At 59.9% G+C, this 25,275-nt stretch carries 22 protein-coding genes; all 22 read right to left on the bottom strand.

Features of this window, described 5'->3' with window-relative positions:
* Nucleotides 1-87: 87 nt before the first annotated feature.
* Nucleotides 88-1,095: a type I glyceraldehyde-3-phosphate dehydrogenase gene (gene gap, locus HMPREF2935_RS04875; RefSeq protein ID WP_061922319.1), complete on the bottom strand. Its 1,008-nt coding sequence runs from the start codon at nucleotides 1,093-1,095 to the stop codon at nucleotides 88-90.
* Between the two features lie 498 nt (nucleotides 1,096-1,593).
* Nucleotides 1,594-2,583: a DNA-binding protein WhiA gene (gene whiA / locus HMPREF2935_RS04870; RefSeq protein ID WP_062040914.1), complete on the bottom strand. Its 990-nt coding sequence runs from the start codon at nucleotides 2,581-2,583 to the stop codon at nucleotides 1,594-1,596.
* 158 nt (nucleotides 2,584-2,741) lie between these two features.
* The gene (gene yvcK / locus HMPREF2935_RS04865; RefSeq protein ID WP_061922313.1) at nucleotides 2,742-3,710 is read right to left on the bottom strand and encodes a gluconeogenesis factor YvcK family protein; all 969 of its coding nucleotides are present in this window, start codon (nucleotides 3,708-3,710) and stop codon (nucleotides 2,742-2,744) included.
* Nucleotides 3,711-3,760: 50 nt separating this feature from the next.
* Complete coding sequence (gene rapZ / locus HMPREF2935_RS04860; protein ID WP_070732200.1) at nucleotides 3,761-4,633, bottom strand: RNase adapter RapZ; 873 nt, start codon at nucleotides 4,631-4,633, stop codon at nucleotides 3,761-3,763.
* Nucleotides 4,634-4,678: 45 nt separating this feature from the next.
* Nucleotides 4,679-6,730: an excinuclease ABC subunit UvrC gene (gene uvrC / locus HMPREF2935_RS04855; RefSeq protein ID WP_070732198.1), complete on the bottom strand. Its 2,052-nt coding sequence runs from the start codon at nucleotides 6,728-6,730 to the stop codon at nucleotides 4,679-4,681.
* Between the two features lie 3 nt (nucleotides 6,731-6,733).
* A complete protein-coding gene (locus tag HMPREF2935_RS04850) occupies nucleotides 6,734-7,288 on the bottom strand; it encodes a PH domain-containing protein (protein WP_070732196.1) in 555 nt (184 codons plus the stop codon).
* Between the two features lie 30 nt (nucleotides 7,289-7,318).
* Nucleotides 7,319-7,798, bottom strand: a complete 480-nt coding sequence (gene ribH / locus HMPREF2935_RS04845; RefSeq protein WP_070732194.1) for a 6,7-dimethyl-8-ribityllumazine synthase — start codon at nucleotides 7,796-7,798, stop codon at nucleotides 7,319-7,321.
* A gap of 19 nt (nucleotides 7,799-7,817) precedes the next feature.
* Nucleotides 7,818-9,122, bottom strand: coding sequence for a bifunctional 3,4-dihydroxy-2-butanone-4-phosphate synthase/GTP cyclohydrolase II (locus HMPREF2935_RS04840; protein ID WP_070732192.1), 1,305 nt, complete (start codon nucleotides 9,120-9,122; stop codon nucleotides 7,818-7,820).
* 11 nt (nucleotides 9,123-9,133) lie between these two features.
* On the bottom strand, nucleotides 9,134-9,748 hold the full coding sequence (locus HMPREF2935_RS04835) for a riboflavin synthase (RefSeq protein WP_062040923.1): 615 nt from the start codon (nucleotides 9,746-9,748) through the stop codon (nucleotides 9,134-9,136).
* A gap of 53 nt (nucleotides 9,749-9,801) precedes the next feature.
* Nucleotides 9,802-10,827 (bottom strand): bifunctional diaminohydroxyphosphoribosylaminopyrimidine deaminase/5-amino-6-(5-phosphoribosylamino)uracil reductase RibD, encoded by a 1,026-nt coding sequence (gene ribD, locus HMPREF2935_RS04830; RefSeq protein ID WP_070732190.1) that lies wholly within the window; start codon nucleotides 10,825-10,827, stop codon nucleotides 9,802-9,804.
* 55 nt (nucleotides 10,828-10,882) lie between these two features.
* Complete coding sequence (gene rpe / locus HMPREF2935_RS04825; RefSeq protein WP_070455615.1) at nucleotides 10,883-11,548, bottom strand: ribulose-phosphate 3-epimerase; 666 nt, start codon at nucleotides 11,546-11,548, stop codon at nucleotides 10,883-10,885.
* Nucleotides 11,549-11,602: 54 nt separating this feature from the next.
* The gene (locus HMPREF2935_RS04820) at nucleotides 11,603-13,102 is read right to left on the bottom strand and encodes an RsmB/NOP family class I SAM-dependent RNA methyltransferase (protein ID WP_070732189.1); all 1,500 of its coding nucleotides are present in this window, start codon (nucleotides 13,100-13,102) and stop codon (nucleotides 11,603-11,605) included.
* Entirely contained in the window at nucleotides 13,099-14,061 is a 963-nt protein-coding gene (fmt, locus tag HMPREF2935_RS04815; protein ID WP_061922287.1) for a methionyl-tRNA formyltransferase, read from the bottom strand. The genes HMPREF2935_RS04820 and fmt overlap by 4 nt, the downstream gene beginning before the upstream one ends.
* 50 nt (nucleotides 14,062-14,111) lie before the next feature.
* A complete protein-coding gene (def, locus tag HMPREF2935_RS04810) occupies nucleotides 14,112-14,621 on the bottom strand; it encodes a peptide deformylase (RefSeq protein ID WP_061922284.1) in 510 nt (169 codons plus the stop codon).
* Nucleotides 14,622-14,727: 106 nt separating this feature from the next.
* Nucleotides 14,728-16,764: a primosomal protein N' gene (locus HMPREF2935_RS04805; protein WP_061922281.1), complete on the bottom strand. Its 2,037-nt coding sequence runs from the start codon at nucleotides 16,762-16,764 to the stop codon at nucleotides 14,728-14,730.
* A gap of 11 nt (nucleotides 16,765-16,775) precedes the next feature.
* Nucleotides 16,776-18,008, bottom strand: a complete 1,233-nt coding sequence (gene metK / locus HMPREF2935_RS04800) for a methionine adenosyltransferase (protein ID WP_061922279.1) — start codon at nucleotides 18,006-18,008, stop codon at nucleotides 16,776-16,778.
* Nucleotides 18,009-18,142: 134 nt separating this feature from the next.
* Nucleotides 18,143-19,360: a bifunctional phosphopantothenoylcysteine decarboxylase/phosphopantothenate--cysteine ligase CoaBC gene (coaBC, locus tag HMPREF2935_RS04795; protein ID WP_061922592.1), complete on the bottom strand. Its 1,218-nt coding sequence runs from the start codon at nucleotides 19,358-19,360 to the stop codon at nucleotides 18,143-18,145.
* 199 nt (nucleotides 19,361-19,559) lie between these two features.
* Entirely contained in the window at nucleotides 19,560-19,862 is a 303-nt protein-coding gene (gene rpoZ, locus HMPREF2935_RS04790; RefSeq protein ID WP_061922276.1) for a DNA-directed RNA polymerase subunit omega, read from the bottom strand.
* 40 nt (nucleotides 19,863-19,902) lie between these two features.
* Entirely contained in the window at nucleotides 19,903-20,472 is a 570-nt protein-coding gene (gene gmk / locus HMPREF2935_RS04785) for a guanylate kinase (RefSeq protein WP_061922273.1), read from the bottom strand.
* Between the two features lie 8 nt (nucleotides 20,473-20,480).
* A complete protein-coding gene (gene mihF / locus HMPREF2935_RS04780) occupies nucleotides 20,481-20,801 on the bottom strand; it encodes an integration host factor, actinobacterial type (protein WP_005531652.1) in 321 nt (106 codons plus the stop codon).
* 279 nt (nucleotides 20,802-21,080) lie between these two features.
* Nucleotides 21,081-21,932: an orotidine-5'-phosphate decarboxylase gene (gene pyrF / locus HMPREF2935_RS04775; RefSeq protein ID WP_061922270.1), complete on the bottom strand. Its 852-nt coding sequence runs from the start codon at nucleotides 21,930-21,932 to the stop codon at nucleotides 21,081-21,083.
* On the bottom strand, nucleotides 21,916-25,257 hold the full coding sequence (gene carB, locus HMPREF2935_RS04770; RefSeq protein WP_061922267.1) for a carbamoyl-phosphate synthase large subunit: 3,342 nt from the start codon (nucleotides 25,255-25,257) through the stop codon (nucleotides 21,916-21,918). Before carB ends, pyrF begins: the two co-directional genes overlap by 17 nt.
* Nucleotides 25,258-25,275 lie beyond the last annotated feature (18 nt).

Genomic DNA, 25,275 nt, shown 5'->3' with positions numbered 1-25,275 from the left:
GCCCACGCATGACCCTTGGGCGGGAAATTGCGAGAGCCGGTAGACCATCTAAGCCAAGCCTCTAGTTAAGACTTGCAAGCGCCGAGCTTAAAGCTTGGAAGCGACCAAGGAGGTGGTGCGCACGAGCTGGTTGGTGTAGCCCCACTCGTTGTCGTACCATCCAAGGACCTTGACAAGGTTGCCGTTGGAGACCTTGGTCATCCCGGCGTCGAAGATGCAACCGTGTGGGTCGGTGATGATGTCGGTGGAAACGATTGGGTCTTCGGTGTATGCGAGGGTCTCGCCGAACTCGCCAACAGAGGCTTCCTTGATTGCAGCGTTGATTTCCTCAACGGTGACGTCGCGGGAAGCGGTGAAAGTCAGGTCGGTTGCGGAACCGGTGATGGTCGGAACGCGCATTGCGTAGCCGTCCAGCTTGCCTTCAAGCTCCGGAAGAACCAGTGCAACTGCCTTTGCAGCGCCGGTGGAGGTCGGAACCATGTTGACCGCTGCAGCGCGTGCACGGCGTGGGTCCTTGTGTGGTGCATCCTGGATGCGCTGGTCACCGGTGTAGGAGTGAACGGTAGTCATCAGGCCCTTTTCAATGCCGAACTTGTCATTGAGGACCTTTGCCATCGGTGCCAGGCAGTTGGTTGTGCAGGAAGCTGCGGAAATAACGTTGTGCTTCGCAGCGTCGTATTCGTCGGAGTTGACGCCGTAGACGAAGGTGCCGTCAACGTTCTTGCCCGGTGCAGAAATGATGACCTTCTTGGCGCCAGCCTCGATGTGAGCCTTTGCTGCCTCACCATCGGTAAAGAAGCCGGTGGACTCGATAACGATGTCAACGTTGTGTTCGGACCAGTTCAAGTTCTTTGGATCGCGCTCAGCAGAAACTGCGATGCGGTGGCCGTTGACGGTGATGGACTCGTCATCATGGGTAATCTCGCCGTCGAAGCGGCCGAGAACGGAATCGTACTTGAGAAGATTTGCCAGGCTGCCGTTGTCGGTGAGGTCGTTGACTGCAACTACCTCGAGGTCGGAGTCGCCCTGGGCAACTGCACGGAAGAAGTTGCGGCCGATGCGGCCAAAGCCATTGATGCCTACGCGGATGGTCACTGTTTTTCTCCTCTATAAATCGAGTAAAAGTTATGTGGGTTCCGAGGCATCTCCTCTAGTTCGTCTTTGGTGCGAAGAACCTCGGTGAGTTTTCCCAACACGGCCGATACTACCGAGCAAACACCAAGCATGCAGCGGTCAAAGGGCCACCCGAGGCTTTCTAGAACCAGGTAATGACGAAAGGCAAAAACAGGCGTACAATTTTTGGCTCACATGACTAATCCGCACCGAAAACCCCCTGCACTACCCCCGAGTTTGTCCGTATGTGTTGGTTTATGTTGCCTGGGGTGGGATATATCACTCCCCCAGCTCAGCACTGATTAGCAAACATATCCAGCAGGTACCAGACGCAGCAATGCTGGGCGTGAAGTATCCGCCTACTCCCGAATGTGCCTGTTTTGCACGAACAAAACCGCCCCGTCCGATCGGACAAGGCGGCTGGCGGCTAAGGCTTTGATCGAAACCTTGAAAGTCAGAAACTTTTTAACCTAGTAAAGTCTACGACTCGTCAAAAAGATCATCAGTGATCGATTCGTTGGTGTCCGGAATATCAAGCTCCTCGGCGCGCTTATCTGCCATGGAAAGCAAGCGCCGGATGCGTCCGGCAACAGCATCCTTAGTCATTGGAGGATCAGCCAGGCGTCCCAGTTCCTCCAAGGAGGCCTCGCGGTGCTGGACGCGCAGGCGGCCCGCATCTGCGAGGTGCTCGGGCACGTCGTCGCCCAATATTTCCATCGCGCGCTCTACACGGGCGGCGGCAGTTACCGCAGCACGCGCGGAACGGCGCAAATTAGCATCATCGAAGTTATCCAGGCGCTTCGAGGTATCGTGCGCCTCGCGCTTGACGCGCTTCTTCTCCCACGTCAAGCGGGTTTCCTGAGCGCCCATGCGGGTCAACAAGGCGCCAATAGCATCGCCATCGCGCACAACGACGCGATCGGCGCCACGGGTTTCCTTGGTTTTTGCAGAGATTCCCAGGCGGCGTGCACAGCCCACCAAAGCCAGCGCGGCCTCTTGGCAAGGGCATAGCACCTCGAGGGTAGAAGAACGGCCCGGCTCGGTCAGCGTCCCTTGGGCAAGGAATGCGCCCCTCCATGCGGCCTCGTTGTCGGCGATAGAGCCCGAGATTACCTGCGGCGGCAGTCCCACCACCGGATGGCCCGAACGAGTGACCAACCCTAGGCGACGCGTTAGCTCCTTTGCGCCGGAGGCAACGCGCAGCTGAACGCGAGACTTCTTCTGCGAACCGGCCGGCCCCACAACATGCGAGGTTGCCTTCACGCTGTAGAGGTCATCGAGGGCTTCGATGAGCCGCTCGGCAATGCGCAGATTGTCCACTTCGATTTCGTAGGCCATCTGGTCCCCGCTTACGGTCAGCTCGCCGGCAAAGCGCAACATGGCGGAAATTTCCGCGGCACGAGCGGACTGGCGTGGAACGGAGACTGCTGTGAGTTCATCCTTGACCTGTTCGGTCAATGAAGCAGACAAAGTCCTTGCCCCTTTCTCAATGATTCTTGCTGTACAGACCGAGCATCATCCAACCAGGTCTGCGCAGACGCGGTATGCCCTATCAGGCACGGAATGCCTTATACAGACATAGAGAAACACTAGTCTAGCCTGCACGATAAATCCTTGGCCGCACTAGGCTAGCTTTGCTCGAGCAATCCTTTCAACGCAGCAGAAAGCTTGTGTGGATCATGCTTGTTTAGACGCACGCCGTTTTCATCACGCAGGCTAACGTCAGCGAATACCGCTTGGGCGCCCAGTACGTTGGCTGCGCGCTGCAGATAGCTGCGCTCACTCTCACTAGGGATAGCGTTGGAATCCACCAAGACGCGGTCGATGCGCAGTTCCGGCGCATGCTGCGCCAACACGTGGAGATGCCGCTCCGCAGAAAAGCCCTGAGTCTCGCCCGGCTCTGCCGAAAGGTTCAGCACAACCACGCGCATCGCGGAAGAGTTCTTCACAGTGTTCACGATTTCCGGCACCAGCACGTGCGGTAGCACCGAGCTAAACCAAGAGCCGGGGCCGATGGTGATGAGGTCGGCGTCGGAAAGCGCGGCCAAAGCGTTCGGATTGGCCTGTGGATGCGCCGGAAGGATGCGTACGCGACGTACCTGACCCGGAGTGGAAGCCACCGCCACTTGGCCGCGTACGGCCCGCATGATGCGGGGATCCTCGTCAAGTCCGGCGACCTCCGCCTCGATGTCCAGCGGCTGATTGACCACCGGCAGCACGCGGCCGCGGGAATTGGTCAGCTGGGCTACCTTATCCAGGGCCGCCTGATAATCGCCGAGAACCTCAGTCAGGCCAGCAATAAGCAAATTACCCACGGCGTGCCCTGCCATCGCACCGTTGCCCCGGAAACGATGTTGCAACGTCTCTGCCCACATTTGGCCAGTTTCCGTGTCATCGGAAAGCGCGGCCAGCGCCATGCGCAGATCACCGGGTGGAATGATGTCCAGCTCACGGCGCAGACGCCCTGAAGAGCCACCGTCATCGGCGACGGTAACTATGGCTGAGATCCGCTCCACGCCCGTCATCTGGGCAGCAAGAAGGGTTTGATAAAGACCATGGCCGCCACCGAGGCAAGCCATGTGGGTTTGTCGAGTCATTGGTGGATTTATAAGCTTTCCGGGTCAATTGTGCAAGGAAATAGGAAAAACTAGCCGCGTTGAATATCGCGGTGCAGAGCGTTTACCTCGAGGTCTCCGCGCTGACGCAGGCGCCGGGTCAATTCCTCGGCAACGGCAACGGAACGGTGGTGGCCGCCCGTACAGCCAACGCCGACGGTGATGAAGTTCTTGCCCTCGTGACGATAGCCCTCGAGCATGGTGCCGAACAAGTCTAGGAAGTGCTCAATGAACTTCTCGGCGGCAGGATGGGCCAAGACATAGTCCGAAACCGGCTCATCGGTGCCGCGGTAGCCGCGCAGCTCCGGAACCCAATAAGGATTGGGCAAGAATCGCACGTCAAGCACAAGGTCTGCATCGCGAGGCGAGCCATTTTTGAAGCCAAAGGACTCGACGGTGACGTGCTGGACGTCTTTGCGCATATCACCGAAAGCGGCCTCCATCGCACGCCGCAGATCATGGATGGAGAGGTTGGTGGTATCGATGATGATGTCAGCACGCTCGCGGGCATGCGCGATGGCTTTTCGCTCCCTCTGAATGCCTGCCTTCAACGTGTCGCCGCCCTGTAGGGGGTGGGTACGGCGCACGGAATCGAAACGACGAATCAAAACGTCGTCGCGTGCATCGAGAAACAGTACCGTTGGCTTCATGCCGAGTTCGCTAACCTCATCGATGGTCTCCAGCAGCGAACCTGGAAACATGCGGGAACGCACGTCAGTTACCGCTGCGACCTTCTTAACCTTGGTCTCCTCCATCGCGCACAGCTTGAGAAGATCAACGATGGCCTTCGGCGGGATGTTGTGGGCGACGTAGTAGCCTTTGTCCTCCAAGACTTTGGCTGCGGAAGTCAAGCCACCACCCGACATACCGGTGATGAAGATGGGCGGGGATTCTAAGTGCGTCATGGAGCCTATCTTAACCCGCGAAGACTTATAGAACGCTGATTTTCTTTAACCATGCAGGTGTTCATAGACCACACCGGCAAGTTTCGGGCCAAAGCCCTTTACCGCTGCGATCTCCTCCGCCGAAGCTTCCTTGAGCTTTTTCACCGAGCCAAAGTGCTTGACCAAATCGGTGCGGCGCTGCGGCCCCAAGCCCGGCACCGAATCCAGTACCGAAGAACGCATACGCTTGGAACGCTGCTGGCGGTGATAACTAATAGCAAAGCGGTGTGCCTCGTCGCGGATCTGCTGGAGCAAGTACAGGGCCTGCGAATTACGCGGGAGAATAACCGGTTCATCATCACCCGGGACCCAGATTTCCTCCAAGCGCTTTGCAAGGCCGACGAGGGTCACGTCCACGATGCCGAGTTCATCAAATACCTCTTGCGCTGCTGCAACCTGCGGGGCGCCACCGTCCACGATGAATAGCTGCGGCGGGTAGGCAAAACGACGTCCCGCTTCTGCGGATTCTTCCTGCACATTCTCGTCGTCGAAGGTGGACTCCTCGACTTCCTCGTCTGGGTTGGCGAGCTTGTCCTCCTTATGGCGCTTGAAACGGCGGCGGGTTACCTCGGCAATGGAGCCGACGTCATCCGAGCGACCGTCACCAGCCGCCTCCTTGATGCGGTAACGCCTGTAATCAGCCTTGCGTGGCAGACCGTCCTCAAAGACCACGAGGGAAGCAACCACATCGGTGCCTTGAATATGGGAGATATCGGTGCACTCGATGCGCAGCGGCGCCTGGTCCATCCCCAAGGCTTCCTGGATGTCCTGCAGGGCCGCCGAACGCGCGGTGAGATCACCGACGCGCTTGAGTTTGTGCTGGCGCAGCTGCTCCTTAGCGTTGCGCTCGACGGTCTCCATCAGGGAGTGCTTATCGCCGCGCTGCGGTACCCGCATATCCACCTGTGCCCCACGCAGATCCTCGAGCAGGGAGATGACTTCAGCCGACTCGTCCGGCATGGCCTGCACCAAGATCTCCCGCGGAATCACGTTGCCGCGGCGGGTCTCGGTATGCGATTCCTGGTCCACACCGCGCCTGCTAAGGGCAGCGTCTTCCTCCATCTCTTGCTGCTCGCGGTCTGCGGCATCCGAATAGAACTGGATCAGGAAGTTTTGCATCAACGCCGGCAAAGCCGGATCGCTTTCGCCTTCTTCCCACGGCCCCGTCGGAGCTTGGTCGCCTGAGCGTTCTACGACCCAGCCGCGCTGGCCACGGATGCGGCCGTCACGCACATGGAAGATCTGCACAGCGGCCTCCAGCTCATCAGAGCTAAAGGCAATAAGATCCGCATCAGTTCCGTCATTGAACACGACGGCCTGCTGCTCCATGATCTTGTTGATTGCGCCTAAGTCATCGCGCAAGCGCGCAGCAAGCTCAAACTCGAGGTTTTCCGCGGCTTGCTCCATGCGCTGGGTGAGTTCACGGGTCACGGCCGAAGTATTGCCGTTCATAAAGGAAACCAGCGAATTTACGGTCTCCCTGTGATCTGCCTTCGATACCGCACCCGTGCAGGGCGCCGAACATTTGCCGATATATCCCAAAAGACACGGACGACCCAAGCGCTCGTGCCGGTTGTAGACACCCTTAGAACAGGTGCGCATGGGGAACACGCGCGTGAGCAGATCCAAGGTTTCGCGCACCGCCCAAGCATGGGAATACGGACCAAAATAACGCACGCCCTTCCGCCGCGGGCCACGGTAGAAGAAAGCGCGTGGGACGGTCTCTCCTACCGATACCGCGAGCATCGGATAGGTCTTATCGTCGCGGTACATGACATTAAACCGCGGGTCGAAGCGCTTAATCCAGGTATATTCCAGCTGCAGCGCTTCCACCTCGCTGGCAACCACGGTCCATTCCACAGAGGCAGCGGTAAGCACCATCTGGCGCGTGCGCGGATGCAACTGCGTGATGTCCTGAAAATAGTTGGACAAACGTGCGCGCAGGTTCTTGGCCTTGCCTACGTAAATTACCCGGCGGTTTTCATCGCGAAACTTATAAACGCCAGGCTCTGTGGGAATAGTGCCTGGCGCTGGTCGATAGGTAGCGGGATCTGCCACTTGTTAATCCTGCGGCATGTACTTAGCTTCAAGGTCGCGGAAAGCGCGAACCTTCGGAATAACGGCGGCCTTATCACCAGCCTGCAGTGCCCAGACCGGCACATACTCGAAGTCGGGCAACTCGATGCGCGCCATCCGCTCGCCCTCTGGGAAGGATAGTCCGTAGACGACCTGCCAAGGATAAAAACGGGTACCTACGATGTTACGCACCTCGACGCCGTCTTCATTCGCACGCAGGCGCGGGCGCGTCAGCGCCAGCCAAGACAGAACAGAGATAAGCAGGCCCACGCCGGGGAAAGCGAACTTATCGATAGTGGTGACGGCAGCACCGGTGAAGGAGATATCCAAGGTAAGGCCCATGAAAATATGGATAGACATGACGAGGATGACCCAGCCGATGGCCACCTTGCGCAAAAATTGAGACTTAGCCTCATAAATCCACGGCTTCGTCGAAGTCTGCGCGAAGGGATCCGCACTGGTGTAGGCCAGAACCTCGGCGTCGGTAAGCTGCGTGCGTTTCGACGTCTCGCGTGCCCCAGATTCTTGTGCGTCAGTCATTAGTTCCTTCTTCGTGGTTTACAGGCTGGCCTAGCCTGCCAGCCCATCTAGTGTACGCAATTTCAATACCGTGTCTAAAGCCGCTACCATCGACTCCGCGCCCTTGTCTTCATCTGAGGTGGCAAAGCCTGCGCGATCGACTGCCTGTGAATACTCGTTCACGGTGAGCACGCCGTTGCCCACCGGGGTGGACTCGTCTAGAGCGATGCGGGTTAGGCCCTGCGTTACGGAGTCACACACGTAATCGAAGTGCGGGGTGCCGCCCTTTACCACGCAGCCCAGCGCAACCACGGCATCGTGGGTCCGAGCCGCCGCCTGCACCACGACGGGAAGTTCGAGCGCCCCGACCACGCGGGTCTCGGTCACCTTCGCGCCACACGCACGAGCAGTCTCTACAGCACGCTTGTGCAGCTGGTCGCAGATTTCGGCGTTCCACGTCGCGGTGATGACAGCCACGCGGATCCCCTCAGCGGGGACCAATTCAATTTCAGGCAAGCCTTCTTTAGCCATCGGAAACCTTTCTTAGCGCTTAGTTGCGGTGGTCTTCGTCATTCGCGTTGCGGGCACCATCTGCTGGATGCTGCATATCCCAGTGTTCCACCTGCGGCAGGTCATGGCCCATGCGGTCACGCTTGGTGCGCAGGTAGGTGATGTTGTCCTCGTTTGCTTCCACAGCAAGCGTAGTGTGCTGAGAAGCATCGACACCAAAGCCGGCCAAACCCTCACCCTTGTGCGGATTATTAGTCATGAGGACAACGGAAGCAATGCCAAGGTCCCGCAGAATCTGCCCCGCCACGGAATACTCGCGCGCGTCTTCGGGCAGGCCCTGCTCGAGATTGGCATCGACGGTGTCAAGGCCTTTGTCTTGCAAACGATAGGCCTTCAGCTTGTTCACCAAGCCAATGCCGCGGCCTTCTTGGCCACGCAGATAAATCACTACGCCACGTCCGGCTTCTTGAACCGCTTTGAGCGAAGCGTTAAGCTGCGGGCCACAATCACAGCGACGGGATCCAAACACGTCACCCGTGAGGCACTCAGAGTGCACGCGCACCAGCACGTCTTCCGCGCCGCGAAGCTCCTCGACGTCGCCTGCAACCAGCGCGATGTGCTCGTTGCCGTCGATGTCATGGGTGTATCCCAGCACATTGAACAGGCCGTGATCCGTGGGCAGGCGCGTTGCCACCGAACGGTGAATCTGGGTTTCCTTGTGGCGGCGCCAATCAATGAGCTGCTCGATGGAGATCATGGTCAGCCCATGGGTATCAGCAAAGCGTCGCAGTTCCGGCGAGCGCGCCATATCAGTGGGGTCTTCCTCGGAGACGATCTCGCACAATACACCGGCCGGCCGCAGCCCCGCCAAGCGTGCGAGATCAACAGCAGCTTCCGTGTGGCCGTCACGCTCCAGAACGCCACCTGGGCGTGCGCTCAAAGGCACCACGTGACCCGGACGGGTGAAATCAGAGACCGTGGTGGTCGGATCAGCCAAGCGCCGGATAGTCTCCGATCGGGAGCCCGCGGAGATTCCCGTGGTGCCCGTCGCTGCATCCACTGTCACCGTGTAAGCGGTAGAGCGCACGTCCTCGTTAAGCGCCATCATCGGCGGCAGGTTCAGGCGCGCGCAATCTTGTGGCAACAGCGGCGCACAAATATAGCCGGAGGTGTAGCGGACCATGAAGGCCACGAGTTCTGGGGTTGCCAGCTCCGCGGCGAAGATGAGGTCGCCTTCGTTTTCTCGGTCTTCGTTGTCAACCACAACCACCGCTTTGCCGGCCGCAATATCAGCAATGGCCTGTTCAACAGTGTCGAGTTTGACGGAAGATTCTGCTGCGGTCATAAGGATTTACTTTAGCCCCTGTGGTTTGCGTCCTGCGCGTTAGGCCCGTACATCTTCTCAACGTACTTGGCCAACACATCTACTTCTAGGTTTACGGCAGCGCCGACCTCCATCGTGCCAAAGATTGTGTCGCGCAGAGTGGTTGGAATCAGCGACACCTCAAACCAGTCCGCTCCGATTGCGCTTACGGTCAACGAGGTGCCGCTAACTGCGATTGAGCCCTTCTCGACGACGTATCGTGCAAGGTCTTGGGGAAGGCTAAAGCGCAGCACTTCCCAGTTCTGCGAAGGGGTACGCGATAAAAGCTCTGCGGTGCCATCCACGTGGCCTTGCATGATGTGTCCGCCCAAACGCGTGGTGGGCAAAAGCGCCCGTTCCACGTTGACGACGGAGCCCTCGCGCAACTGCCCCAGCGCCGAGCGTCGCAACGACTCGGCCATGACGTCGGCGACGAAAGCATCGCCATCCAGCGCTGCCACCGTAAGACAGACTCCGTTGACCGCAATCGAGTCACCGAGCGCGGCGTCGCTAAGTACGTGAGGCGCCCTAATCCCCAGCCGAATCGCATCGCCCTGCTCCTCAATGGAGCAGACAGTGGCTAGTTCCTCTACGAGTCCTGTAAACAAGCAAATTCCTTCTATTTATGATTTGTTGACTCTGTGTGTCTAACTCTGTGCGTCTAACTCGGCGAATTGAGCACGTACTCAATTAAGACATCATCGCCCAAGACCTTGGTGGCACTGCGGCGGAAACGCTTAGCGTCGCTCAAGGTCTGGGCCACCGGATGCGCCAATACGCCGCGGCCTTCGCCCAAAAGAACCGGGGCAATATAAGCCTGCACGGCATCGACGTAGCCTGCGTTGAGAAAAGAGCTAGCAAGACCTGCCCCGCCTTCCACCAAAATATCGCGTGCGCCATCCGCATAGAGCTCGCACAAGGCTTGGTCGATGTCCTCAAACTGCAGGTAGCCGAGCTCGCGCAAGTTGCCGGCCGCCGCACCCGCGTCCTCCAAGTTGCGGCGACCAATCACCACGCGGCGCGGCTGCTGCTCAAAAAGGCTGCCGTCTGGGCGGCGGGCGGTAAGCGACGGGTTATCGGCCAAGGCCGTGCCCGTGCCGATCAAGATGGCGTCGCGTTGTGAGCGGTCAACGTGCACCCAGGCGCGGGCATGCTCGCCAGTAATCCACTGGCTGGTGCCGTCTACTGCGGCGGTGAACCCGTCGAGGGTCTGCGCAAATTTGAGGGTGACGTGTGGCCTGCCCATTTCGATGGCACGCAACCACGGCAAGAGCGCGTCGGGAACATCCTTGTCAACGGGTGCCGCAACCTGTGCAACTTCAATCCCAGCTGCTTGCAGGGTGCTCGCTCCCCCGGCTGCTTCCTGGTTTGGATCGCCATGCAGGAAAAAGACCCGCGAAACCCCAGCATCAATAAGAGCCTGCGCGCACGGACCGGTGCGCCCGGTGTGGTTGCACGGTTCAAGGGTGACCACCGCAGTGCCATTGCGCGCAGCCTCCCCGGCTTCATTGAGAGCCACTACTTCCGCGTGCGCACCTCCTGCCGGCTGGGTGGCACCAGTGCCAACCAATTCGCCCTGAGCATCTAAAATGACGGCACCCACAGGCGGATTGGGGCTAGTGGTACCACGGACAGACTGGCCAGCCTCCATTGCACGCAGCAGGGCCGCTTCTAAATCAAGCTTCATGAAAATTCTTTCAGGCTTTTGCGAGCTTCCGATTCAAAGCTCTATTCACGGTCTTCTACAGGGTGGCCAGCTCGCGCAATTCCGCGACTGCGCCAGCTTTATCCTCCTGCTTATAAATTGCAGAACCGGCAACGAAAGCATGGCAGCCAGCCATTGCTGATTCACGGATGGTCTCCGCCGAAATGCCACCGTCGATCTCGATGAGAGTTGCAAGCCCTTCATCATCAATGACTGCACGCAAAGCACGCACCTTATCCAGCATCTCCGGCATAAACTTCTGGCCGCCAAAGCCCGGCTCCACGGACATCACGAGCACCAAATCAAAGCTGGCGAGCTTGTCCAACCACGGCTCAATTGCGGTATCCGGCTTGACCGAGATACCTGCGCGCACGCCCAGCCCCCGAATCTTTTCCGCCAAGGCAAGGCTGGCCGCCACATCCGCGACAGCTTCCGCATGGAAAATGATGCAGTCGGCGCCGGCTGCAGCGTAGGTCTCCACCCACTTTTCTGGCTCCTCAATCATCAGATGCACATCAAGCACCTGGTCCGTGACTGCATCAACGGTCTTGGTGATGTCTGGGCCAAAAGAAAGGTTGGGGACGAAGTGTCCATCCATGATGTCGACGTGGATCCAATCAGCGTTGGATACGGCGCGCACTTCTTCGCCCAAGCGGGAGAAGTCAGCGGCGAGGATGGATGGGGAAATAATCGGAGCAGACATGCCCCATAGTCTAGACCTACCCTGCGACGCCTCGCCGCGAAACCGGCTCAGCGCCTAGTTCGTGCGCCGCAAAGCTGCGAAGAACATCGCATCCGTGCCATGACGGTGCGGCCACATCTGGACCGACTTATGGCGGCCCACATCCCCCATGTCTGGAATTAGTGTGTGCGCGTCGAGTTCCTCTGCGCCCAGCTTGGCGACGGCGCGGTCCACAATGTCGCGCGTTTCCCTAAGATCTGGAGAACAGGTGGAATAACCCACCACGCCGCCAGGACGGACGAGCCGCAGCGCGGATTCGAGCAGCTCAAATTGCAGCTCATTGAGGTCAGCAATGTCGCTTTCAGCCTTCCGCCAACGAGCCTCCGGACGGCGGCGCAAAGCACCCAGGCCGGAGCACGGGGCGTCGACCAGCACGCGATCGAAGCCCGGCTCCAGGCCAGGTTCGCGGCCATCCCCCACGTGCACGCGCACCGGGAGATCCGCCACGGTCTTTTTGATGAGCTCCGCACGGTGCGGTGAGACCTCGACTGCATCAACGGTGGCCTGCTCAATACGCGCCAGCGCACCCATCAGCGCCGCCTTACCGCCAGGGCCGGCGCACAGATCCAGCCAGCGTCCGGAATCCTCCCCTTCCAGCGGCGCCTCCGCAACGGCGCGGGCGATAAGCTGCGAACCCTCGTCCTGCACTGCGGCAAGTCCTTGCTTGACCGGCTCCAGATCGCCTGGATCACCGGCAGACATGTACACCGCATAAGGCGAGTACTTGCCCTCCTCGTTGCCGGTCATAAGGGCCAGCTCCTCCGCACTGATCTCACCAGGACGTGCCACCAAGTGCACGATCGGGCGCTGCGAATCCCCCTCCAAGGCGGCCTCCAGCTCGCCCAAGCCGACGACGCGGGCGAAGGATTCCGCAATCCAGGTCGGGTGCGCATGCTTGAAGGCAAGCGCTGCTACCTCACCACTCGGCGCGAGCTTGTCCAGCCACTTCTCGGAAGGCGTGCGCGTTACCGTACGCATAATGCCATTGGCAAAGCCCTTCGCCTTCTCGAAGCCGGCGGCCTCCACCAAGCGCACGGTGGTATCAACCGCAGCGTGAGCCTCAACGCGGGTGAAAAGCACCTGATAGGTACCCAGACGCAATGCGTCGAGCACCTCTGGTGCGATGGCATCGAGCCCACGGGAAGAGCACTTTTCGATGACGGCATCGAGCACGCCCTCACTGCGTAACGCCCCGTAGGTCAGCTCGGTGCAGAAAGCTGCGTCCCGGGCCTCCAACTTGTGTACGCGCAGCGCCTTCGGCAGGGTGAGATTCGCAAAAGCATCATCACTGTGCACGCGGCGCAGTACCTCGTAGGCAACCGCGCGCGGGACATCGATGCCCGCGCGGCGCGCTGCTTTCACGAAGGAAGGGTTCTCCTTCCTGCCGCGCGCATTGTTGCGCACCGGCCGCCTATTACCTTTATTAGGTTTGCCAGACTGACCGCGCCCCTTATTCTGGGACGTTTCCTTAGGCTTGTCTCCAGACTTGGAACGAGAACGGAATCCGCCGCTCATGAAAACCTCACTTCTTTAGCGCCGCCAAGACCGCGTGCCCAGTCTGCAGCGTTCATCATCTTCTTTCCTGGGGGTTGCAGGCGATCAAGCTTGACAATCCCCTCGCCCGTTCCAACGTATACGGCCTTCTTCGTGATGTGCGCCTGACCTGGTTCGAGCGCGACGTCGGCAAGCGCCGCGCCAGACTCAGCTTCCTCGACAAGGCTTAGCGGAGAAAGCTTCACGCGCTGAGAATCCAGCAGCGTCCAAGCGCCTGGCCCCGGAGTATGCGCGCGGATGTGGCGATCCACCACGGTAGCCGGTGCCGTCCAGTCCACTTGCGCGTCCTCCACCGCAATCTTGGAGGCGTACGTGGCCTCGCCCTCCTGCGGGCGCGGTGTGATGCTGCCGGCTGCCAAACCGTCCATTGTCTCAACCAGCAGATCTGCCCCCTTAAAAGCCAGGCGGGTCAGCAAGTCATCGGCAGTGTCGGTCTCCGAGATATCTGACTCCACGACTCCGAGAATCTCACCGGTATCGAGGCCTTCATCGATGCGGAAGGTGGTAGCGCCCGTGCGCTCATCGCCTGCCGCAATCGCTGCCTGGACCGGCGCCGCCCCTCGCCATGCCGGGAGCAAAGAAAAGTGCAGGTTTACCCAACCGTGCTCGGGTACATCCAGCAGGTCCGGTGTAATCAGATTGCCATACGCCACCACCGGAATCGCAGCCGGTTCGAGCTCATGCAGGCGCTCACGCAGCGCCTTTCCATCCTCGGTATCCGGCTTCAGCGAGGTAGGAGTTAACACCTCTATGCCGTGCTTTTGCGCCAGCTCTTTCACCGGGCTCGGATGCAGACTGCGCCCACGCCCCTTGCGAGCATCCGGCCGGGTAAGTACGGCGACGACTTCGTGTTCAGAGGCAATCAGCTTTTCCAGTGCCACGACCGCGGGTTCCGGCGTTCCAGCGAAGATGATTCTCATGCTGTGGCGTCTCCTTTATAAGTATGCTTTGAAAAATACTAGGTAGTTTTTTAAGAATTAAACCAGTCAGAATTGCGGATTACCTGCATGGCCTGCTTGCGCTTTTCCTTAGTCAACCGGTCCAGGAACAACACGCCATCGAGATGATCGGTCTCGTGTTGGATACAGCGCGCCATGAGCCCGGAGGCGACCATAGAAATGGCGTTACCACGGATATCGCGGCCGCTTAAAACCACGGTTTCGTAACGCTCCGTATTTTCAGAAATCCCAGGGATGGAAAGACAGCCCTCAGGGCCATCCTGCTTCGCCTGTCCGATGGGCTCCCACACGGGATTGATGATTGCGCCACGCAAACCCGTTTGCACGTGCGAGCAATCGTAGACAAAGATGCGCTTGGTCAAGCCAATCTGATTCGCCGCAAGTCCTACTCCGCCTGCCTCGTCCATAGTCTCCAGCATGTCAGCCGCTAGCGCTGCAAGTGAAGCATCGAATTTCTCAATCTCCACCGCACGGGAGGTGAGAACTGGGTCGCCGTACATGCGGATTGCTCTTAGTGCCATTTAATAGGAGCCTTCCTCGCCTCATCCACGTTGATTCTTCTTTTATTTGCTGCCCTCGACAATAGTGGAACAATCCCCCGGCACCGCCTAACGGGGTATGGAAGGACTAGCCGATGTGGATGGGATCGACTTGGATGCGCAAAGGAAGCTCGTCCTTGCGCGCGCTGCGGGCGGCATTGGCCTTACGCAAGGCGTTGCCCAATTGGGCACGCGGGCCCAACGGGGTCCTAATCAGTACGCGTTGCGGCGGCCCAAATCGCTGCTCGTCATATTCGCCGGGCAGGCTCAGCCCCGGTGGCAACGGTACGGGTCCCAAAACCTCCACGTTTTCCGGTAGCTCCGCAATAGACATGAAGTGATCCAGGCTGGCATCGGCACCATCGACCGCAGCCATGTGCACTGCTGGCGGGAAACGCACTTCCCGACGCCCCGCCAGCTCACGGCGTGCGGCACCAACCATGTCCCAATTCAGCAAGGACTGAATGACCGGCAGTTCACCGTCAGCGGCGATGACCACTTCACCGCCCTTGTTGTGCGAACAGACCAAGGTAGCTGCAGACGCCCACTTAGAGAGAGCTTCCTCCGTGGCGCGCAGATCCTGGCGGTTGAGCAGCGTGCCTGCATCCAACAGCAAAGCTGCGCCGTAGTGCCCGCCGTGGGCGACGGCCGGTTCTGCGCCCGGCGTTGCGATGACCAGTGCCGCCTCATCTGCGACCTCGTCTACGACCTTGTTGCCGCCCGAGACAACGATGCGGGTACTCGGAAACGCCCGTCCCAACTCTTCCGCCGTGCGCTCAGAGCCCAGTACGATAGCCCGCAGCCGCGGCGAGCCGCATTCGACACAGCGGAATTTCGACTCGATGCGGCCACACCACCGACACGTGGGCAAGGAGGCATGGTGCGTATCTCCCCCGCGTCTATCGGCGGCAAGGCCCAAGGGGCCGTTACAGTGGCGGCAGCGCGCGGGGGCTCGGCAATTGCCGCAAGCCAGAATTGGTGCGTAGCCCTTCCGCGGGACCTGCACGAGCACCGGCTGCGCACGGTCCAGCGCACGCTTCGCAGCTTGGAAGGCAGGCCCTGTAACCGAGGTGGTTCCGCCCTGCAGATCACGCGCAACCTGCAGGCCAAACGCCCCTACCGCAGTCATTGCAGGACGCCGTGTTTCCAACGTGGATTCACTAGCGAGCAGGTCATGCGCCCACCCAGATTCGACCAGCAGCTGTGTCTCTGCGCTGCGGGCATGCCCCGCCAGAATCAGACTGCAGCCTTCCTTAGCTGAGCGCGTGGTCAGCACCTCGCGGGTGTGGACATAGGGTTTTAGGTTATCTACGAGGTTGTCGTTGCCATCATCAAAAATGAACGCCAGGCGTAGGTTCTGTACCGGCGCAAAGGCCGCCGAGCGGGTACCCAACACAATGCGCGCCTGCCCCACCAAAGCGGAAAGATATCGGCGGTAGCGTGCCTGCGGACCCGTGGCATTGCCCAAGACGGTGATCTGCTTGGCTGCGACCACTTTTCGCAAAGCCTTTTCCAGCTTGTCGACGCCGCGTTGGTCCGGCACCACGAGCAAGACTCCGCCGCCGTCGAGTGCCACTTTTGCGGCCAATGCCGCGACGGCACTCGCCCAGTCATCGCCCGGCGCAATCTGCCATGCGGCGCGGGCCAGCCCACCGGCCAATACCGAGTCCACAAAGGACTCACCATGCTGATATGCCGACCACCCCGAAAGATCTGGTTCTTGTGCCTCGCCCATCTCCTCCCACGGGGTGGCGAGATCGGATTCTTCTGCCTTGGCATGCCGCGGCGGAATCGCGGAGCGAATAATGTCTGAGCGCACCGCCCCATAGCGGGCCGCGAGCGACTCGATGAGTTCGGCAAGCTCAGCTGAGTAGACCGCATAGGGCGAAATCACGCGGTCCAGGTAACGCAGCTGGCCGTCGAACTCGCTGTCATTGCGGCGCTCCAAAACGATGGCGTCTGTCAGCCGCCCATTGAAGCGGATGCGCACGCGCACGCCGGGCTTAGCAGCAGCCGACTGCGATTCGTCGACGCGATAATCGAAGCCGCGGTCTAGGTGGGCGACGCCCAATAAAGGCAACACCCGCGCGACCGGTTTATGGGCGGCGGGTGTTCTAGCTGGCATAGGCTCTGATACTACAGGCCGGCAGCCTCACGCAGTGCGACGGCACGGTCGGTGGACTCCCATGGCAGCTCAATGTCGGTGCGGCCGAAGTGGCCGTAGGCTGCGGTCTGGCGGTAGATGGGACGCAGCAAGTCGAGATCGCGGATGATAGCGGCCGGGCGCAAATCGAAGACCTTGTTGACGGCGGCCTGAATCGTGGCGTCGTCAAGCCCGTGTTTCGCAGTGCCAAAGGTCTCGACGTACAGGCCCACCGGCTTCGCACGGCCGATGGCGTAGGCGACCTGGACCTCAGCCTTGTCAGCCAAATCCGCAGCGACGATGTTCTTAGCTACCCAGCGCATGGCGTAGGCCGCAGAGCGGTCCACCTTGCTCGGGTCCTTGCCGGAGAACGCGCCACCGCCGTGGCGAGCCATGCCGCCGTAGGTATCGACGATGATCTTGCGGCCGGTAAGGCCAGCATCGCCCATCGGGCCACCCAAGATGAAGGAGCCGGAAGGGTTGACCAGCAGCGTGGTGTCCTCGCCGTAGAAGTGCTCGAGCTTGGCGTCCTTGATAACCCATTCCACGACGTGCTCGCGCAGTTGCTCCATGAGCCACTCCTGGGAAACCTCGGGATCGTGCTGGGTGGAGATAACCACGGTGTCCAGGTGGGAAGGTTGGTTATCGTCGGTGTAGGCGAAGGTCACCTGGGTCTTGCCGTCTGGGCGCAGGTGATCGACGATGCCCTGCTTGCGAACCTCGGTCAAGCGGCGCGAAAGGCGATGTGCCAGTGCGATAGGCAACGGCATGAACTCATCGGTCTCGTTGGTGGCGTAGCCGAACATCAGGCCTTGGTCACCGGCACCGGCGGTATCATTTTCCTCGTCGTAGTCATCGGAACGGTCACGAGCCTCCGTAGAGGTATCGACGCCAGCGCCAATTTCCTGGGACTGCTCGCCGATGGCGACGTTAACGCCACAGGTGTGGCCGTCGAATCCGACGTCGGAGGAAGTAAAACCGATGTCCGTCAAGGTCTTGCGGACCAACTGCGGGATTTCTACGTAGCCGGTGGTGCGAACCTCACCGACAACGTGAACCTGGCCGGTGGTCACGAGGGTTTCCACTGCCACGCGCGCCTTCGGATCCTTTTCCAACAGCGCATCCAAAATGGTGTCGGAGATAGCGTCGCAGATCTTGTCCGGGTGGCCCTCAGTCACGGATTCGCTGGTGAACAAACGGGTAGCCGGTGCAGGGTTTAAAGTCACAGATATTCCTTAGTGCAGACAGAAAAGCTTAACTAGCGAAAGCTCTTTTAGCGTTCGATGCATGGTTCTGGCCCCAAGCTTTAACAACTAGCCAGCATAGACCAAGCGGTCTATTAAATCAATCAGGCCTTGGCCTAGTTGCTCATTATCTCTTGTACTGCGTCGAGGATTTGGGACGCGACCACATGCTTTGAGCCGTGAGCAACCACTTGTGGCGCCGCACCGCGGCTTAAAATCCAGCCCTCGCTATCGGACTGCCCAAAAACCTTACCCTCGCCAACCTCGTTGGCCATCAAGAGGTCACAGCCCTTCTTTAAAAACTTTTCCTTGGCAAAATCGAGCGCGGAATGGGTGGCATCGCCGGTCTCCGCGGCAAAGCCCACGACGACGGCATTGGGGTTAAGCTCGCCTGCATCACGCTTGGCGACGATCCCTTTGAGCACATCAGGGTTCTCCACTAGCTGAATGCTAGAAAGCTCGGCATCTGCCTGGCCTTTCTTCATCTTTGACTCTGCAATGTGTGCCGGGCGGTAATCGGCCACGGCAGCGGCCATGATGACCACGTCCGCATCGCGCGCTTCCTCCTCCATCGCCGCCTGTAGCTCCGCCGTCGAAACAACGTTGCGAACCTTTGCCCCAGACGGAACAGGCAGCTTCTCCGTGTTACCGGCGACGAGGGTGACGTTCGCGCCCCGTTGCGCGGCAATCTCGGCAAGTGCGAAGCCTTGCCGGCCGGAGGAACGGTTACCCAAGTAACGCACCGGGTCAAGGTTCTCCTGCGTACCGCCTGCAGAAATGACGATCTTTTTGCCTGCAAGCCCCTGGCCCATGCGGTAGCCTGCCAACTCGGTGCGCACGAGCTCGGCAATCTGCTCTGGTTCGGGCAAACGCCCCGGGCCCGAATCGCGGCCGGTGAGGCGGCCATGTGCTGGCTCCATCACGGTGATTCCTCGGCGCCGCAAGGTGGCAACGTTATCCACCGTGGCCGGGTTCTGCCACATCTCGGTGTGCATTGCAGGGACAACGATGACAGGGCAGGTCGCCACCAGCACCGTGGCCGTCAGCAAGTCATCGGCACGGCCAGCGGCGATGCGGGCGATGACATCGGCCGTGGCGGGAGCTACAACAACGGCATCTGCGTGCTGACCAATATTGACGTGCTGGACTGAATCCACATCATCGAAAACCGTGGTGCTCACGGGGTTGCCTGAAAGCGCCTCAAAGGTAGCCGCGCCCACGAACTGCAGTGCCGCTTGAGTTGGCACAACGCGGACGCTATCTCCGTGCTCTTTGAAGTCGCGGACTAAATGGCAAGCCTTGTATGCGGCGATACCACCGGCTACACCCACCACGATATTGCGCGGCCGAGCGGATGTTTCTGATGCAGTAGAAGGCGCGGAAGAAGATGCAGAAGAATGAAGGTTCGCTTGATTCACCCGGCCAATTCTACAGCCCGGAAACTTTTCGGCCGCAAGACGCCAAAAGGCCCAGGCTCCCCCCGCCAAGATGGCGGCAGGACACCTGGGCCCGACAAAGCTTATTTGAAAGCTTTTACTTTCCTTCCTCGTGATCGAGGAGACCAGCTTCAATCTCACGCAGAGCGATGGAAAGCGGCTTCTCGCCCGCCTCAGGGGTTACCAGAGGACCGACAAACTCGAAGACACCCTCATCCTGCTCTTGGTAGTAGCTGTTGATCTGACGCGCGCGCTTAGCGGCGAAGATCACCAGAGCGTACTTGGACGAGACCTTATCGAGGAGCTCGTCGATCGGCGGAGCAGTAATGCCCACTGGCGGATCGAACACTGGCTCTGGCTTCGGGGCCTCAGCATTAGCAGGGGTGGTCACGTTAGTCACATGCACCTTTACTTCACTTGGAAATGGTCAAAATCTAGTTCTATCCCTGCAGGATAGCACTAATAGCTGCCACGGCGTCATCAAGATTCTCATTGACAACGACGTGCTCGAACTCGTCTTGTGCGGCAAGTTCAGCGTGTGCGGTCTTAAGCCTACGGTCGATGACGTCCTGCGGCTCGGTGCCACGGCCGGTCAGGCGCTCAACGAGCACCTCCCATGACGGCGGTGCCAAGAACACGGTTTTAGCTTCCGGCAGGGCGGCCTTGACGTTGCGAGCGCCTTCCAGGTCCACCTCTACGAGGACGGGGCGGCCTGCCTCCATTGCTTCCTTTACGGGCTGTGCAGGAGTGCCGGAGCGCTGGAGCCCGCCATGAATATCTGCCCATTCGAGCATTTCACCGGCGTCAATGCGCTGCTGGAAAGCTTCAGGAGTAACGAAGAAATAGTCAACCCCGTCCTGCTCACCAGGTCGGGGTTGACGCGTCGTCATTGAGACGCTGAAGTACAGCTGATCGACGTCATCGCGCAGACGCGAAACCACAGTGGACTTACCCACAGCGGAAGGCCCAGCCAGAACGACCAGGTTACCGCGTGCAGTTGCGTCAGACATCGCGAATCTTATTCGCCGTAGCCGAAGCGCTCGAGCAGGGCACGGCGCTGACGATCGCCGAGGCCGCGCAGACGACGGGTCTGAGCAATCTCGAGATCTTCCATGATTTCCTTAGCCTTGACCTTGCCAACCTTCGGCAGAGCCTCGAGGAGAGCGGAGACCTTGGTCTTACCGATGATCTCGTCAGTCTCAGCCTTGTCCAGAACGTCCTTCAGGTTGGTTTCGCCGCGCTTCAGCGCAGCCTTGAGCTCGGCGCGAGCCTTGCGGGCCTCAGCGGCCTTTGCGAGAGCTTCCTTGCGCTGCTCATCAGTCAACTTTGGAAGGGCCACGGGTTTCCTCCGATTTCATTAGATTGATAATTTCCGTCCAGTAAGTCTTACCAGAATCCGGTCGCGATAACGGGAATCAAAATCCCGCAGTGCCGAGCAAAACGACTAAAATCACTAGTCACAGGCTCGGCGCGAACCGACTTCAGGCAATCCTAGCACTGGTGATTACGCGATGACATTATTTGGGTCCGTATTGTGCGGAATTCCTGCACGTCATCGCGGTGCGTTTCTCAAAATACCAGGTAAATGGCGGGCCTTATAATCGGCCGCGCCATAACCTTAAAAAGCGGTCTCTTCGGTAGCCTCTGCCAGGGCAGATTTCACTGCTTCACGCAGGTCAACAACCTGCGGGCCTGCGGAAAGAACCGAACGGGAAACGTTGGCGAAACCCAACTGCGGGGCCGCCGCAGTGATTACTTTCACGTCCTGCGCAGTAGCTCCTTGGGCGCCGACGCCCGGCAGCAAAACCGGGCCGTTCAGCTCGTCTAGGACAGGCGGCTGCGCAAGCGTGGCACCCACTACGACGCCGACGTTGCCCGGACGTCCTGCGGCCTTGTACGCGGCATTGAGCGCGGCGCACTGGTTGACCACGCCCTGCGCCAGCGTCACGCCTTCTTCGTCCGTGATGGACTGGAACGCCACGGCCTCCGGGTTGGAAGTTGCAGCCAGAACGAAGACTCCCCTGCCCTTTTCTTCCGCTAGGTCAAGCACCGGCTGGAGCGAACCGACTCCTAGATATGGAGAGACGGTCACTGCATCCGCGGACAACGGCGAATCATCGCTAAGCCATGCCGCGGCATAGCCGGCCATCGTGGAGCCGATGTCGCCGCGCTTGGCGTCGGCAAGCGTCAAGCAACCTGCTTCACGCAAATCCCGCAAGGTCTCTTCCAGCACCGCAAAGCCCGCAGACCCAAAGCGTTCGAAGAAGGCCACCTGCGGCTTAACCACTGCGACGGTCTCGGCGAATGCCTCCACGCAGGTATGCGCGAATCTCCGCAGCCCATCGACGTCGTCATTCAAGCCCCAAGCACGCAGCAGATGCGCATGCGGGTCGATGCCCACGCACAGCCTGCCGCGCTCGGCACCGGCAGCGACGAGCCGCTCACCGAAGGTGCTAGTGCTTTGCGTCATGCTCAAGCTCCTGCAATGCACGTACCTCAAGGTTACCGATGCGCAGCGCCTCGATACCCTGGACCGCAGCGGTAACGCCCTGGACGGTGGTAACAAGCGGAACGCCCACGGAAACAGCCGCCGCGCGGATGTCGTAGCCGTCGTGGCGTGCGTTGTCTGAACCAGCCGGGGTATTGAGGATGAGGTCGACCTTGCCGGCAAGAATTTGGTCAACGATGGATTCCTGGCCGTCCTGCGCCTCGGAAACCTTGACCGCTACCTCGCACTCCACGCCGTTGCGGCGCAGCATCTGCGCGGTGCCTGCGGTAGCCACGATGTTGTAGCCCATGTAGGCCAGACGCTGGATTGGGAAGATGAGGGTGCGCTTGTCGCGGTTAGCCACGGAGACGAAGACCGTGCCCTCAGTCGGCAAGTGGCCGAAGGCAGCGATTTCGCCCTTGGCAAAAGCCGCGCCGAAGTTACTTGCTAGGCCCATGACCTCGCCCGTGGACTTCATCTCTGGGGAGAGCAAAGTATCAAGCAACGTACCATCTGGGCGGCGGAAGCGGTTGAAAGGCAGCACAGCTTCCTTGACCGCAATCGGGTGCTCCAGCGGCAAGGAACCACCATCGGCCTCGGTAGGCAGCATGCCTTCTGCACGCAGATTAGCGATGGACTCGCCCATCATGACGCGAGCTGCGGCCTTAGCCAGCGGCACGCCGGTGGCCTTGGAGACAAACGGCACGGTGCGCGATGCGCGCGGGTTCGCCTCGATGACATACAGCGTGTCATCCTTCAGCGCGTACTGCACGTTCATCAGGCCCTGTACACCGATGCCCTTAGCTAGCGCGCGGGTGGAGCGGCGAACATTGTCGATGTCCTCAGGTCCCAAGGTCATCGGTGGCAGCGCGCAGGAAGAGTCACCGGAGTGAATGCCGGCCTCCTCGATATGCTCCATGACGCCAGCCAAGTAGACCTCTTCGCCATCGCAGAGAGCATCCACGTCAATCTCGATTGCGTTGTCGAGGAAGCGGTCCACCAATACCGGGTGGTCGGAGGTGATTTCCGTTGCGCGGTCGATGTAGTCACGCAGGGAGGCCTCATCGTAGACAATCTCCATGCCACGGCCGCCGAGCACGTAGGAAGGACGAACCAGGACCGGGTAGCCGATGTCGCGGGCTACAGAACGTGCCTCCTCGAAGGAGGTTGCGGTGCCGAAATCTGGCGCTGGAAGCTTTGCTTCTGCCAGTACCTTGCCGAACTCGCCGCGGTCCTCAGCCAAGTCGATTGCCGCAGCGGAGGTACCGACGACTGGAACACCAGCCTCGGTCAGGCGCTCTGCTAGACCCAGCGGAGTCTGGCCGCCGAGCTGAACGATGACGCCGGCAACTGGGCCGGACTGGGCCTCAGCGTGGTAGACCTCCATAACGTCCTCGAAGGTCAACGGCTCGAAGTACAGGCGGTCAGCGGTGTCGTAGTCAGTAGAGACCGTCTCTGGGTTGCAGTTGACCATGACGGTCTCGTAGCCGCGCTCGGACAGCTCCAACGCTGCGTGGACGCAGGAGTAGTCGAACTCAATGCCCTGGCCAATGCGGTTCGGGCCAGAGCCCAAAATGATGACCTTGCCCAACTTATCGGCAGGCATCGGCTTAACCTCGGACTCTGCGTCTGGGTCCAGCTCGTAGGAGCTGTAATGGTACGGGGTCTGCGCCTCGAACTCGCCAGCACAAGTATCGACCGTCTTGTAGGCCGGGCGAATACCCAGCGACCAGCGCAGGGAACGCACGCCGTCTTCGCCAGCGAACTCGGTGCGCAGGGCGGCAATCTGGGCGTCGGAAAGCCCGTAGAACTTCGCCTCACGCAACAGCTGCGCGTCCAGGACCGGTGCGTTCAGCAGCTCCTCGCGGAAGTCAACCAAGGCCTTGAGCTCAGCAAGGAACCATGGGTCGATCTGGGAGTGCTCGTAGAGCTGCTCGACGCTAGCGCCAAGACGGAAAGCCAGTTCTACGTCGTACATGCGGCCCTCGGTCGGACGCTCTAGGTCCTTGAGCACCGCATCCAAGTCCGTCGCGCGCTCGCCGGCGAAGTACTCATCCGGGCGGGTCCAGAAACCATGCTGCTTGGACTCCAAGGAGCGCATGACCTTATTGAGACCTGCGATGTAGTTGCGGCCAATGCCCATGGCCTCGCCGACGGACTTCATCGTGGTGGTCAGGGTGTCATCGGCGCCCGGGAACTTCTCAAAAGCAAAGCGTGGTGCCTTGACGATGACGTAGTCCAAAGTCGGCTCGAATGCCGCAGGGGTAACGCCGGTGATGTCGTTTTGTACCTCGTCAAGGGTGTAGCCGATTGCCAGCTTGGCGGCCAACTTCGCGATTGGGAAGCCGGTGGCCTTGGAAGCCAGCGCAGAGGAACGAGACACGCGCGGGTTCATCTCGATGACGATGATGCGGCCATCAACCGGGTTGACGGCGAACTGGATGTTGCAGCCGCCGGTATCAACGCCGACCTCGCGAATAATCGCGATGCCGAGGTCACGCATCTTCTGGTATTCGCGGTCGGTCAAAGTCAGAGCCGGAGCAACGGTAACGGAATCACCAGTGTGCACGCCCAGGGCATCGACGTTTTCGATGGAGGCAATCACCACGACGTTATCGTCGCTGTCACGCATGAGCTCCAGCTCGAATTCCTTCCAGCCGAGGATGGATTCCTCGATGAGAACGTTGGCCTCGGGCGAAGCAGCCAGACCGCCGCCTGCGATGCGGTCGAGATCTTCCTGGTTATAAGCCAGGCCAGAGCCCAAGCCACCCATGGTGAAGGAAGGACGCACGACTACCGGCAGGCCGAGCTCTGCGACGGTCTCGTGCACCTCGTCCATGTTGTGGCACACGCGGGAACGCGCAGACTCGCCGCCGATGGACTCGACGATGTCCTTGAACTTCTGGCGGTCCTCACCACGCTCAATCGCCTCAATGTCGGCGCCGATGAGCTCGATGCCGTACTTGTCCAAGATGCCTGCGCGGTCCAACTGCACCGCAGCATTCAGTGCGGTCTGTCCGCCCAAGGTTGCAAGCACCGCATCAATCTTGTGGCCTTCTTGCTGTTCCTTAACAATGATCTTTTCGATGAACTCAGGGTCAATCGGCTCCACGTAGGTGTGGTCCGCGAATTCTGGGTCCGTCATGATGGTTGCCGGGTTGGAGTTGACTAGCGTGACACGCAGGCCTTCTTCCTTCAGCACGCGGCAAGCCTGGGTGCCGGAGTAGTCAAACTCGCAGGCCTGGCCGATAACAATTGGGCCAGAACCGATAACCAGGACGTGGTTTACATCGTTGCGCTTTGGCATAAGTTTCTAATCCTCTTC

The sequence above is a fragment of the Corynebacterium sp. HMSC076D02 genome (genome assembly GCF_001813815.1).
Taxonomy (GTDB): domain Bacteria; phylum Actinomycetota; class Actinomycetes; order Mycobacteriales; family Mycobacteriaceae; genus Corynebacterium; species Corynebacterium simulans.
This window is presented reverse-complemented; position numbering and strand designations above follow the sequence as displayed.